Genomic DNA, 12,421 nt, shown 5'->3' on the forward strand with positions numbered 1-12,421 from the left:
ACACCACGCGGGTGGTCGGCGGCAAGATCGGCATGCGCCTTGGTCGGGTGCTCCTTCGGCGTCCTCACTCCCGGTAGAGCGGCAGGTTGCCCGTCGAGATGGTCCAGTCGGCGATGGTGACGTCCTCGCTGTAGACGAAGTCCTTGCGGGTGGCGTACCGGGGGCCGTCGGGGGTGGCGTGGATGTCGGTGAGGACGGTGCCCGTGCCGGTGCGCGGGTCGAAGATCGCGTAGACGGGGATGCCCATCAGGGGATAGTCGCGCATCTTGGTGACCCAGTCGTTGTCCGGGTTGGAGCGGGAGACGACTTCGACGGCGGCGTGAATCGTTCGGGGATCGAAGGTTCCCTCAATCTCCATGTCCGCCTCGGCGATCACCATCACGTCGGGGCGTCGCATGATGCCCTCGGACTCGGTCTCCACATCCGGCTCACCGGTATGGGCCACGATTTCTTCCGGCATCACCTTTTCCAGGCGTTTCCGAAGGCGCAGCACGGTGAGTTCGTGAGGGCCGATGGGCGACATCATGTCGTGGACGATCCCTTCCTTGGTGATCTCGAACTTGCCGGGGATGGTGTCGTCAATGGACTGAACGAGGTCCCGCATGGCTCGGTAGATGTGGGAGGCGCCCTGCTGCGCGTTGTCCGGTGCGATGGTCATGGCGCTCGCTCCTCGTCTGTGCCCAGGGGCAAGGATCGTCACGTTCATGCTAGGCGGCCTCCGGGGGATCGGATCGGCAGTCGCGGCAGCGGCCGGGGGCGGGAGCGCGGAAGGCGTGGTCGCAGCCGTCGCAGTTCTGGAGGGGGTGCAGTGGGTCCGGGGACGGCGGGGCCGGGGCCCGGAACGGCGGTGGCGGCGGGAGTTGGGCGACCAGGCGGTGGGCCAGGAGGGCGGCCGGGCGGCGCAGGGGGTCCTGGGGGAGGTCCGTGGTGAGGGCGTGGCGTACGGCCGTGGGGGTGAGGTCGCGCTCCAGCCAGGCGGCGACGCCGGGGGCGAGGTGGTTGGTGTCGCAGGCCGAGAGGAGAAGGCGGGGTCGTGGCGGCGGAGGTCTGCGAGGAGTTCGGCGGCCGTCTGGAGGAGGGTGGGGGAGAGGCGCGAGGGTTGCGGTACGGCGGGTAGGGGCTTGCGGGGTGTGCGCTTCTTCGGTGCCTTGTGGACGGCCGGCATGTCGTCGACGTGGTGACGTCCGGGCTGGTTGCACGAGATCGTGCGGGTGACGATACGGCCGCTGGGGAGGCGCTCACGGGTACGGCGCAGATAGCCGTGGGCCTCCAGCTCGCGCAGGGCGGCGGCGATACGGGTGGCGCCCTCGGGGAAGCGGGCGGCGAGCGTCTTGATGTCGACGCGGGCGCCTGCGGGGAGGGACTGGATGTGGACGGCCAGCCCGATCGCGAGGCCCGACAGCTCGGGGTGCTGGGCGAGGTGGTTGCCGATCACCGTGAAGCGGGTGGTGTGGCGGGTGTTGTCGTGGGTGAGGCCGCCGGAATCGGGGCGCCGGTTCGGGTGGTTGTTGCGGCCAAGCCGGGACTGGGCGTGCGTGGGCACGCTAGGGTTTTCGGTGTCCATCGGGAAGTCCTGTCTTCCTCGGTGGTCAGGCCCTCGCACTGGGATGCCAGTCCCGGCGAGGGCCGTCGCATGTCTGCGGTTGTCCTGTGTTGCTCGCGCTGAGCGTAGGGCAGGCAACCGGGCCCGAATCCAGCCAAGTTGGTGATGTTCACCCACGCGGGTGAGGCGCTGCCGCAGGCGGGAGGAGAGGTGGGGCTTGGTCGGGTTCTTTCACCTTCGTGGTCTTTGGGAAAGGCCGCCCGTGGCACCGGAGCACGCGTTTCCATGGTCCGGTGGGAGGCTGAGTTCGGCCCATACGGTCTTGCGTGGGCGCGGTCCCGGGGTGGTGCCCCAGCGGTCGGCCAAGGCGTCGACCAGGAGGAGTCCTCGGCCCGACTCGGCGTCGTCGGTGGGGTGCCGGGTCTGAGGCCGGCACTCGCCGCGTGTGTCGGCGACCTCGATACGGAGGGTGTCGCCGACGACGTACAGCAGGAGCCGGAAGTCCCGGCCCGCGACCCGGCCGTGGGTCGCCGCGTTGGCCGCCAGCTCGGCGACGATGTGTGCCGCCGGGTCCGTCGGCAGCCCCCAGGTGCGGAGCTGCTCCGTCGCGAGCAGGCGTGCCAGGCGTGCTCCGCGTGGCGTGGACGACAGTTGCACGCCGAAGTTGCGGATGGGGGAGTCCAGTTGGGGGATTTCTTGCTTCACGTCACTCAGCGTGGCCGTGCACGCCTACCGTTAACAGTGACGACGCCGATGCGTACGGTGACTGTCCGGCGGTTGTCCGGTGCTGTCCGGGCTTGTCGAGACCTGCCGTACGGGTAGGGGCGTCGCGGCACGGTCGTACGACGGAGGGGTGCGGGATGTCGCTGGACGGCGAGGCGGTACGGCTCAGGAGCGAGGCGGACGAGCCGGGGTGGGAGGTGGACCCGGACGACGACTGGGGGATCGCCGTCGTGGCCACTGTGGGACGGCAGTTGAAGCTGCGGCGGGAGGGGGTGGGGATGCGGGCCGCCGAGTTCGGGGCGGCGGTCGGCTACGGGGAGGACATGGTCTACAAGATCGAGGGCGGGAAGCGGATTCCTCGGCCCGACTATCTGGACAGGGCGGACGAGGTACTGGGGGCCGGTGGGTTGCTCTCGGCGATGAAGGAGGACGTGAAGAGGGTCCGTTACCCGAAGAAGGTGCGGGACTTGGCTCAGGTGGAGGCCAGGGCGGTCGAGTTGGGCGTGTACGTGTGCCACAGCATCAGCGGGCTGCTGCAGACACCGGCGCATGCCAGGGTCGCGTTCGAGTCACGACAGCCTCCGTACTCGGAGGATGAGGTGGAGCGGATGGTGGCCGCTCGCGTGGCCCGGCAGTCCATCTTCGAGAGGCAACCTGCCCCCTCGCTTAGCTTCGTGCTGGAGGAGGCACCACTGCGGCGTCCCCTCGGAGGCACAATGGTGTGGCGACAGCAGCTCGAACATCTGCTGGAGGTGGGCCAGTTGCGCAACGTCACGCTCCAGGTGATGCCGACGCACTGCGAGGTCCATCCCGGTCTGGACGGCAGGATCGAACTGCTGAAGTTCGAGGACGGCACGGCAGTGGGACGCGCAGACGGCGCGTTCAACGGTCGGCCGACTACTGACCCGAGGCAGCTCCGCATCCTTGAGCTGCGCTATGGCACCATCCGGGCGCAGGCCCTCCCGCCACGGGAGTCGCTGGCCTTCATCGAGCAATTGCTGGGAGAAACATGAACTGCAAGGCCTCCGCCGGGGACGCCTCTGAACTGGCGTGGTTCAAGAGCAGCTACAGCGACGGTAACGAAGGCGACTCCTGCGTCGAGATCGCCACCACCCCCGGTACCGTCCACGTGCGCGACTCCAAGAACATCGCCGGCCCCCGGCTCGCGCTCAAGCCAGAGGCCTGGGCCGACTTCGTGGCGTACGCCGCCGAGGGCTGAGCGCTCACCTCAGGGTTGGTACCTCGCCCCCCTCAGCCCTCGTCAGCGTGACCCCCGTCAGGCCTCGCAGTCTGCGTTCCGCGACAACTGCCAGGTGGCCGGGGGTCGGCGGGGTGGAGCCCAGGCCGATGGCGTAGCGGACGGGGTTCGTGGCGTAGGGGCGGGGCCATGCGTGGCAGTCGGGAACCGTTGCCGAGAGGTTGGTGACGAGGGCCCGCATCCTGCCCCGTACCCGGCCCTCGTCCGCGTCCGCGCCCACCGTCACGACCGCCCAGGCCGCGTGGCGGCGGTGGAGCGGGGGAGGGGCGAGGAGTTCGGCCCAGGGGTACGGGTCCGGGCTCGCGTCCAGCAACTCCCAGGCGCGGAACAGCTCTTGGGTGATGAGGTCGCGCATGCCTGCCGTGACCTGGTCCGTGCAGGGGCGCATCGGGGCGGAGGGGGTCGTGATGGTGAGGGGGAGGGGCTGATCGCCCGCCCTCCCCACCGGCTCGCGCCAGTCCCAAGCCGCCCACGTCGCGAAGAAGTGCCGCAGGAGATCACCCGGTGGCAGGTCGCCCGCCTCGCTCGCGGTGCGGGCCGCCAGGACGGACCAGGCCAGGCCCGGCAGACCTCCGAACGGTGCCGAGTCCAGGCCCCGGGCCTTCGCCCATGCCTTGACCTGCGTGGCCAGCCGGGTGAAGGCGGGCCCGTGTGCGCCCACCGAGGCGACCACCGCGTCGGCATCGCTCACCGCGCTGAGCGCGATCGCCGCCGCCTCGCCCAGCTCGGCCCGCCGGTCCACCGCCTCGGTGGGGTCCATCGAGCCGGTGGCGACCACGACCAGGTCCACATCCAGCCCGTCGACCCGCAGCCGCAGGCCGGGTACGCGGGCCCCGACCACCTCGCGCACATCGGTTGCTTCGGGGATCGCGGAGGTCAACTGTTCCTGCACGGCGGCGAGTTCGACCGTGCCGGGCAGTGCCGCCACCAGGTCCAGGTCCGCATCGGGCAGCGCGCAGCCCATGCGCCGGGAGCCGACGACATGCACGACGCCGTCGGAGAGGGCGTCCTCGATGCGGCGGGTGATCCCCTCGGCCACCCGCTCCATGTCCTCCGCCCCGCCCTGCGCGGCCTCCTCCGTCCAGCGGACCTCTCCCGTCCCCAGCGCCACCGTGCCCCGTACCCGCATCGGCTCGTCTCCCCGCCGCGACAGCAGCGCCAGCTCGCCGACCCTGACCGGCATCGGCGTGAGCCGGGCCTCGCAGACTGCGGCCAGGGCGTTCGGGAAGGTGGTGCGGCCCAGGCTCAGGTGAGGGGTGAAGCCGGCGTGGCGGCCACGGCAGCGGGGGAAGTGGCGCAGGAGCGTGCTGTGCAACTCGGTCCACGGTTCCTCACCTGCGGCCGCCGGGTCGAGCCAGACGGTGGCGTAGTCCCGATGGCCGAACCAGTGCACGCCCTCCAGCCGGGCGTCGAAGGGTGCCGTGGTGGCCGTGGTGGCCGTCGCGATCACCGATGCCGCCTGTTCGAAGGCGTGTTCCGGTACGAATCCGAAGAGCACGTTGACGTGTGGGGGCCAGCGGCGGATCTGCGGGTCGTGGTCCCGGCGGATGTCCTGAAGCGGCGGCCACAACTCCTGGGGTGGGATCCACGCCAGGGCCGTGCGGGGCGTCGGCTGTACGTCCAGACGGTCGAGGGCGTCCGACTCCGAAGCGTCCGGAGCATCCGCCGTCACCTCGACCCGCACACCGTAGTGATCGGAGATGTACAGCCCTTCCGCCGTGGGCTCGTCGCCGTACAGCGCGGCCCGCCGTACCCGCAGACCGTCCCCTCGCAGCAGCACCCGGTCCAGCCGGGAAGCCCGGCCGGTCAGGGACGCGACCGCGGCCAGCGGGTTGGTGCCCGGGTCGAAGGTCGGGGTCGTGTCGTGGGCGCCGTGCGTCTCGCTCCACGCGTCCCGCATCCCCAGCGTCAGCTGCGGTGTGTCACCGCCGTCGTTGAAGTCGCCGAGCAGGAGCAGATCGGCGTCCAGGCTTGCCAATCCCTCGGCGACACGGGTCAGCTCGGCATCGCGGCGGCCGGCTCCGTTCTCGGAGTGGTCGCTGCTCAGATGCGTGGCCGCGACGACGAGGGGGCGCGTGCCCGCCTCCACGACCAGCGCGGTCACCGCCTTGTGCGGGCCCAGTTCATGGTGCGCGGCCTCGCGGACGGGCAACCGGCTCAGGAGCAGCAGACCGCACTCGTCCACGTCCCGGCCCCGCGGGTCCGTCCCCAGCGTCCAGTCGGCCCGCACCCATGGCTCGCGCAGCAGCAGGGCGAGGAGTTCCGCCTCGACCTCCTGCAACGCGATCACGTCCACGTCGGCGTCGCGCAGGGCGCGCAGCAGCAGAGGCCTGCGCCGGGCGCTGTCGATGCGGTCGGCGTCGTACCGGTCCCAGAGGGTGTTCCAGGTGAGCACCCGCACACTGCCCGAGGCGACCCCGTGCGGCGAGCGTGTGGGCACCCAGTCCTCGCCGTCCCAGGCATGCGGCGTACGGGCCGTGAAGAACGGCGCCCGGAGCAGCCGAGCCTCCCGTACCCGCCCGGCATCGGTCGCGTCGATCCGGTCCACACCCGTGGTCCGGTCCCACACCAGCTCACCGTCGGCCTCGAAGAACAGCACCCGGTGCCAGGGGATCTCGCCTCCGGGCACGAACGCGGGCAACGGCACGCGCTTGGGCGCGGCCCCGCGCTGGAGGACGCCCAGCACGAAGCGGGCCGGGTCGAAGCGCGCGTCCCATTGCACCCGGTGATAGATCTCCTCGCTGGTACGCACCGTTCAGACCTCTCTCAGACCTTCCTCGGACCCCTCAGACCTCTTCCTCGACGGTCCCGCTCGTCCCGATGTACCAGGTGCGATGCGCGTCGCCGGGATACGGCGGGCCGAAGCGGCGCAGCTGGGCGGTGAGCACCTCGGGCGGCACCGGGTGCTCGCGGCGGGCGTTGCGCCGTATCAGTTCGTCTTCGTCGACCAGGACCACGGCGTGCGTGGTCAGGGCGTCGCGGCGGTGGGCGATCGCGTGCACGACCGAGCGCTGCTGCTTGTTGAGGGACGTGGCGTCCCACACCACGGTCCCTCCGGCGGCCAGGGCCCTGTCCAGCCGGTCGAGCCCCTCGCGCAGGACCTCCTGGTTGGCCCGCTGGTCGGCGCGTGCGCCGCGTGCCTCGCGCAGATCGTCCAGGGAGACGTACGCGTCGACGCCGGACAGCCCCCGGGCGAAGGTGCTCTTGCCGCTGCCTGCCGGGCCGACCATCTGGATCAGTTGCGGGAAGGCGCCGGACCGCCAGCGCCAGGTCGCCGCGACAGCCTCGTCGACACCGCCGATCCGCCCCTGCGCGTACGCCTCCCGCGCCTCGGCCCGGCACCGCACGGCCGCGTCGGCCGGCAGCTCGGCGAACGCCTCCCGCAGCGCACCCTCGTCCATGCCACCGATGTCCTCGACGTGCAGCGCCGACCACTCCACCTGTTCGCGTGCCTGGTCCGTGCCCGCTGTGGCCCGGGCGACCGCGTGCAGCAGACCCAGGTCGGCGGCGTAGGACAACCGCACCAGGCCGGCCCGCCGGTCCTTGTCCGGATACGGCCGGTGCAGCGCAGGGTTGAGCCCCACGAGATCGACGACACGGCGGGCGAGCGGCATGCCCACCACGTCGGCGAGACGCGCCGCGAGACGCGCCCGTTGACCCTTGTGCAGCAGCGCGGCCAGTACGCCGGTGAGCCGCTCGTCCCCCGACCACGCGGCCGGATCGAACCGGTCGGCGGCCTGCGGATCCCCCTCGCCGGGCAACCCCAAGGCCGCGTCCAGCGCCGCCGCGTCGACAGGCGCACCCGAACGCACCGCCCACAGCACGGCCCCCGCTCCGAGTCCGTTCTCGACGACGGCGGCATGCATCCAGTGCGTGTCCGTCCGCACATGTCCGGCCCGCACCCACTTGGCCACACGCTGCCCGAACTCCTCCGCGCCGAACCCGGCCACGACCCGGACGACGTATCCCTCCTGCCGCCCGGGATCCAGCCGCAGAGCGCGCAGCGCCCGCTCGTCGAACACGCCTCGCCACAGCACGCGCGGCACGGGGATGCCGAGCCCGCGCAGAAACGCCACCGTCCGGTCCCAGTCCAGGCAGCGGCCGGCGGCGTCCCACACAGAGAAGCCGTAGAAATAGCTCTCCAGGGTGTCGTACGCGATCGAGTGCCGGGCGTACATGTTCTCCCCGCACACCCGCCAGCCCTCGGGTATGGCGTGGCCGATGCGTGCCTGGAGTGCCTTGACCCAGGTGCGGGAGGGGTGGTGGGCCGAGTCGAGCGAGCGGGCGTGCAGGCCGTCGGAGTACAGCGTGGTGTTCTCGCCGTCGAGCTTCTCGGTGACGACGACCTCGCGGCCGCGCAGCCCGGCCAGGTCGGTGACCCGGAGGTCATCGGCACTCGCGCCGGGGGACCAGGGCAGATGCCGGGTCCGCGGATACTGCGTACGCATGGTGAACGTTCCCCCGTGACAACCGACCTACCTGATCAGCGTAGGAGCGCGGGGTGGCCGCGGGCGAGCGGATTACGCGCGGCTCGTACGGGCACCGTCCCGCCATGTCGCGGGCGGAGCAGAACCCACGGACCACGGTCGGCCCGGCTGCTCACCAGCCGAGGTGAGTGAGACTTCGGCCGAGCACGTACGGTGCCTCCGCCGCCCTGACCACCTCGGCGGCCTTGCGTTCCACCTCGGCGAGGAATGCGGGCGGGGCTGTGCGGGCGGCTTCCTCCGCGCCGAAGGCGTATTCCCAGGTCCAGCTCAAGTGCGTACTGCCTTCATGGCCTCGTCCAGGACGCCACTCAGCTCCCGCAGGGCGTCCCGGGCGATGGCCGCGTTCTCATGCTCCAGGTTGCTCTTGGTCCGGGCGTGTCGGGCGGCGAGGTCGGGGCGGCGGGCGACCTCGATGTCCCTGGCCCAGGCCAGGACCCAGCTCCGCACCGGGCTGAGGGACTGCCACTCCACGGCCTTGGCGAACGCCTCGTCCTTCGTCCGCTGCATCTCCGGCAGGCGCCCGGGATCGACTACGGCGAGGGCGGCCCGCAGGGCGTCAGGGGTCTGCTCGGGGCGCGGCACCAGCTCGTGTCCGTGGTCGGCCTGCGTGCTCATGGAGTCCTCCCGAGAGTGCACTGGCCAGGTTAGTCGTCCGGGACGGCCGGGGTGGGGCGCGAACATTGATGTGCGTTCCCCGGTCAACCGTTACGCAGGTGGGAGCGGCCGTTTTCGCCGAGGAGATCGCTTCGGAGGCGCCCCGCAGTCGCTGGGTTTGATCCACGCCACTCCGGGGGTAACCTCTACGGCCCGATTGGCCAGCCCCCCGCTCCGTATGGCAGACTGTCCGAGTTGCTCGGTCGAGTGTTGATGCTGCGCGCCTCCCGCCGGGAGGACCGGAAGCGAGTCCCACAGTACTCGTCGCCCTAACTGCCTCACGGCAGCGCTGGGGCGGACGTACGGGAATCTTCCGGGAAGTGTGAGTGCGACACCGGCCAGGCGCCCGGTGGGCCCCTCGCCCCTGGTCTGCGGTTCCGGAAGGGCCGTGCTTACCCGCTAGGGATGTTCGAGCAAGGGACATCCGTGTCGGCGGGAGCGCGACACGCCCGACCGCGTGGGTCGGAGAGAAGGGCTGGAACGCCGGGTTCCAGAGCGTTAAAAGAGACAGGACTACGGAGTAGCCATGGCGGGACAGAAGATCCGCATTCGGCTCAAGGCCTACGACCACGAGGTCATCGACTCCTCGGCGAAGAAGATCGTCGAGACGGTGACCCGCACTGGTGCGTCGGTCGCGGGCCCGGTGCCGCTGCCCACTGAGAAGAACGTGTACTGCGTCATCAAGTCGCCGCACAAGTACAAGGACTCGCGCGAGCACTTCGAGATGCGCACGCACAAGCGCCTGATCGACATTCTCGACCCCACCCCCAAGACCGTTGACTCTCTGATGCGACTCGACCTCCCGGCCGGTGTCGACATCGAGATCAAGCTCTGAGGGTCGGTGAGCTGAGAATGGCTAAGCAGATCAAGGGCATCCTGGGCGAGAAGCTCGGCATGACGCAGGTGTGGGACGAGAACAACCGTGTTGTTCCGGTCACCGTCGTCAAGGCCGGCCCCAACGTCGTCACCCAGGTCCGCACGAACGACGTCGACGGCTACGAGTCGGTCCAGATCGCCTTCGGCGAGATCGACCCGCGCAAGGTGAACAAGCCCCTCAAGGGTCACTTCGCCAAGGCCGACGTCACCCCGCGTCGTCACCTCGTCGAGATCCGCACCGCGGACGCCTCCGAGTACACGCTCGGCCAGGAGATCACCGCTGAGGTGTTCGAGGCCGGCGTGAAGGTCGACGTCACCGGCAAGAGCAAGGGCAAGGGCTTCGCCGGTGTCATGAAGCGTCACAACTTCAAGGGCCTCGGCGCCGGTCACGGCGTTCAGCGCAAGCACCGCTCGCCCGGTTCCATCGGTGGCTGCGCCACCCCGGGCCGTGTGTTCAAGGGCGTCCGCATGGCGGGTCGCATGGGCAACGAGCGTGTCACCACCCAGAACCTGACCGTCCACGCCGTTGACGCGGAGAAGGGTCTGCTGCTCATCAAGGGCGCGGTTCCCGGTCCGAACGGCGGCCTCGTCCTGGTCCGCACCGCGGCCAAGGGGGCCTGAGGTAACCGATGAGCACTGTTGACATCCTTTCGCCTGCCGGCGAGAAGACCGGTAGCGTCGAACTCCCCGCGGAGATCTTCGGCGTGGAGAAGGTCAGCATCCCGCTGATCCACCAGGTCGTCGTCGCGCAGAACGCGGCTGCCCGCCAGGGCACGCACAAGACCAAGACCCGCGCCGAGGTCCGTGGTGGTGGCCGCAAGCCGTACCGCCAGAAGGGCACCGGCCGCGCCCGTCAGGGCTCGACCCGCGCGCCGCAGTTCGCCGGTGGTGGCGTCGTGCACGGTCCCGTGCCGCGTGACTACTCGCAGCGGACCCCGAAGAAGATGAAGGCCGCGGCCCTGCGCCACGCCCTCACCGACCGGGCCCGCCACAACCGCATCCACGTCGTCACCGGCGTGATCGAGGGCGAGACCCCCTCCACCAAGGCCGCCAAGACGCTGTTCGGCAAGATCTCGGAGCGCAAGAACCTGCTCCTGGTCGTCGAGCGCGCCGACGAGGCCGCGTGGCTGTCCGCCCGCAACCTGCCCCAGGTCCACATCCTGGAGCCGGGCCAGCTGAACACGTACGACGTGATCGTCTCGGACGACGTGGTCTTCACCCAGGCCGCTCTCGAGTCCTTCGTCGCCGGCCCGAAGGCCAACGACACCGAAGGGAGCGAGGCCTGATGGCTACGCGTCACCCGAGCATCGCCTCCAAGGCGGCCAAGGCCGCCAAGGCCGCGCGCGTCGCCAAGGCGAAGCGCCACGCCACCGAGGGCAAGAACACCGTCGTCACCCCGGTGAGCAAGTCGTACACGGACCCCCGTGACGTCCTGCTGAAGCCGGTCGTGTCGGAGAAGAGCTACGCGCTCCTCGACGAGAACAAGTACACGTTCATCGTCGACCCGAACGCCAACAAGACCCAGATCAAGCAGGCCGTCCAGGCGGTCTTCTCGGTCAAGGTCACCGGGGTCAACACGATCAACCGCCAGGGCAAGCGCAAGCGCACGAAGACCGGTTTCGGTCAGCGTGCCGGCAGCAAGCGCGCGATCGTGACCCTCGCCGAGGGCGACCGTATCGACATCTTCGGCGGTCCGACCGCCTAAGGGCGGTCCGGATCGTCCGATATCGGACGAGGACTGAGAAATGGGAATCCGCAAGTACAAGCCGACTACGCCGGGCCGTCGTGGCGCCAGCGTCGCCGACTTCGTCGAGGTCACGCGGTCCACGCCGGAGAAGTCGCTGGTCCGTCCCCTGCACAGCAAGGGCGGCCGTAACAACGCCGGTCGTGTGACCGTTCGCCACCAGGGTGGCGGACACAAGCGCGCCTACCGCGTGATCGACTTCCGTCGTCACGACAAGGACGGCGTGCCGGCGAAGGTCGCGCACATCGAGTACGACCCCAACCGCACCGCGCGCATCGCGCTGCTGCACTACGCCGACGGCGAGAAGCGCTACATCCTCGCCCCGCGCAACCTCCAGCAGGGTGACCGCGTCGAGAACGGTCCCGGGGCCGACATCAAGCCGGGCAACAACCTGGCCCTCCGCAACATCCCGGTCGGTACCACGATCCACGCGATCGAGCTCCGTCCCGGTGGCGGTGCCAAGTTCGCTCGTTCCGCCGGTGCCTCCGTGCAGCTGCTCGCGAAGGAGGGCGCCTACGCCCACCTGCGCATGCCGTCCGGCGAGATCCGTCTCGTCGACGTCCGCTGCCGCGCCACCGTCGGTGAGGTCGGCAACGCCGAGCAGAGCAACATCAACTGGGGCAAGGCGGGCCGCAAGCGGTGGCTGGGCGTTCGCCCGACCGTCCGTGGTGTGGTCATGAACCCGGTTGACCACCCGCACGGTGGTGGTGAGGGCCGGACCTCCGGTGGTCGCCACCCTGTGTCCCCGTGGGGCAAGAAGGAAGGCCGTACTCGTTCCGCCAAGAAGGCGAGCAACAAGTACATCGTCCGCCGCCGCAAGACGAACAAGAAGCGCTAAGGACGGGTTGAGATGCCTCGTAGCTTGAAGAAGGGGCCCTTCGTCGACGACCACCTGATGAAGAAGGTGGATGTCCAGAACGAAGCCGGCACCAAGAACGTCATCAAGACCTGGTCCCGTCGCTCGATGATCGTCCCGGCCATGCTCGGCCACACGATCGCGGTGCACAACGGCAAGACCCACATCCCGGTGTTCGTCACCGAGTCGATGGTCGGCCACAAGCTCGGCGAGTTCTCGCCGACGCGCACCTTCCGGGGTCACGTCAAGGAAGACCGGAAGTCGAAGCGCCGCTAGTAGC

At 70.0% G+C, this 12,421-nt stretch carries 14 protein-coding genes and 1 pseudogene; 8 read left to right on the top strand and 7 right to left on the bottom strand.

The annotated features are described in order from the left end of the window. Positions 1–64: 64 nt before the first annotated feature. From Q2K21_RS03455 to Q2K21_RS03465, 3 genes and pseudogenes are all read right to left on the bottom strand, one after another. Entirely contained in the window at positions 65–658 is a 594-nt protein-coding gene (locus Q2K21_RS03455; RefSeq protein WP_310764605.1) for a Uma2 family endonuclease, read from the bottom strand. 49 nt (positions 659–707) lie between these two features. Then, positions 708–1,564: pseudogene (locus Q2K21_RS03460) on the bottom strand (helix-turn-helix domain-containing protein). A 210-nt stretch (positions 1,565–1,774) separates the two neighbouring features. After that, positions 1,775–2,248: an ATP-binding protein gene (locus Q2K21_RS03465; protein WP_310764608.1), complete on the bottom strand. Its 474-nt coding sequence runs from the start codon at positions 2,246–2,248 to the stop codon at positions 1,775–1,777. A 155-nt stretch (positions 2,249–2,403) separates the two neighbouring features. On the opposite strand from Q2K21_RS03465, the gene Q2K21_RS03470 reads away from it, so the two are divergent. Both Q2K21_RS03470 and Q2K21_RS03475 read left to right on the top strand, forming a co-directional pair. Then, on the top strand, positions 2,404–3,279 hold the full coding sequence (locus tag Q2K21_RS03470) for a helix-turn-helix domain-containing protein (RefSeq protein ID WP_310764611.1): 876 nt from the start codon (positions 2,404–2,406) through the stop codon (positions 3,277–3,279). After that, the gene (locus Q2K21_RS03475; RefSeq protein ID WP_310764612.1) at positions 3,276–3,485 is read left to right on the top strand and encodes a DUF397 domain-containing protein; all 210 of its coding nucleotides are present in this window, start codon (positions 3,276–3,278) and stop codon (positions 3,483–3,485) included. Before Q2K21_RS03470 ends, Q2K21_RS03475 begins: the two co-directional genes overlap by 4 nt. A 4-nt stretch (positions 3,486–3,489) precedes the next feature. On the opposite strand, the gene Q2K21_RS03480 is transcribed toward Q2K21_RS03475, so the two are convergent. From Q2K21_RS03480 to Q2K21_RS03495, 4 genes are all read right to left on the bottom strand, one after another. Beyond that, the gene (locus tag Q2K21_RS03480) at positions 3,490–6,276 is read right to left on the bottom strand and encodes a poly(A) polymerase (RefSeq protein ID WP_310764614.1); all 2,787 of its coding nucleotides are present in this window, start codon (positions 6,274–6,276) and stop codon (positions 3,490–3,492) included. A 34-nt stretch (positions 6,277–6,310) separates the two neighbouring features. Then, on the bottom strand, positions 6,311–7,972 hold the full coding sequence (locus Q2K21_RS03485; protein ID WP_310764616.1) for an RNA ligase family protein: 1,662 nt from the start codon (positions 7,970–7,972) through the stop codon (positions 6,311–6,313). Between the two features lie 151 nt (positions 7,973–8,123). Continuing rightward, positions 8,124–8,282: a hypothetical protein gene (locus Q2K21_RS03490; protein ID WP_310764619.1), complete on the bottom strand. Its 159-nt coding sequence runs from the start codon at positions 8,280–8,282 to the stop codon at positions 8,124–8,126. Next, complete coding sequence (locus Q2K21_RS03495) at positions 8,279–8,626, bottom strand: hypothetical protein (RefSeq protein WP_310764620.1); 348 nt, start codon at positions 8,624–8,626, stop codon at positions 8,279–8,281. Before Q2K21_RS03495 ends, Q2K21_RS03490 begins: the two co-directional genes overlap by 4 nt. Before the next feature lie 565 nt (positions 8,627–9,191). Here Q2K21_RS03495 and rpsJ point away from each other — a divergent pair. Genes rpsJ through rpsS form a run of 6 tightly spaced genes read left to right on the top strand, consistent with a single transcriptional unit; the run spans position 9,192 to position 12,417 of the window. Next, positions 9,192–9,500, top strand: coding sequence for a 30S ribosomal protein S10 (gene rpsJ / locus Q2K21_RS03500; protein ID WP_003948644.1), 309 nt, complete (start codon positions 9,192–9,194; stop codon positions 9,498–9,500). A gap of 17 nt (positions 9,501–9,517) precedes the next feature. Next, a complete protein-coding gene (rplC, locus tag Q2K21_RS03505) occupies positions 9,518–10,162 on the top strand; it encodes a 50S ribosomal protein L3 (protein WP_310764835.1) in 645 nt (214 codons plus the stop codon). Positions 10,163–10,170: 8 nt separating this feature from the next. Next, a complete protein-coding gene (rplD, locus tag Q2K21_RS03510) occupies positions 10,171–10,827 on the top strand; it encodes a 50S ribosomal protein L4 (RefSeq protein WP_310764837.1) in 657 nt (218 codons plus the stop codon). Then, positions 10,827–11,246, top strand: a complete 420-nt coding sequence (gene rplW / locus Q2K21_RS03515) for a 50S ribosomal protein L23 (RefSeq protein ID WP_310764839.1) — start codon at positions 10,827–10,829, stop codon at positions 11,244–11,246. Before rplD ends, rplW begins: the two co-directional genes overlap by 1 nt. Before the next feature lie 40 nt (positions 11,247–11,286). Next, positions 11,287–12,123, top strand: coding sequence for a 50S ribosomal protein L2 (gene rplB, locus Q2K21_RS03520; RefSeq protein ID WP_310764842.1), 837 nt, complete (start codon positions 11,287–11,289; stop codon positions 12,121–12,123). A gap of 12 nt (positions 12,124–12,135) precedes the next feature. After that, a complete protein-coding gene (gene rpsS, locus Q2K21_RS03525; protein WP_086726223.1) occupies positions 12,136–12,417 on the top strand; it encodes a 30S ribosomal protein S19 in 282 nt (93 codons plus the stop codon). Positions 12,418–12,421: the final 4 nt, after the last annotated feature.

This window comes from Streptomyces sp. CGMCC 4.7035 (genome assembly GCF_031583065.1).
Taxonomy (GTDB): domain Bacteria; phylum Actinomycetota; class Actinomycetes; order Streptomycetales; family Streptomycetaceae; genus Streptomyces; species Streptomyces yaanensis.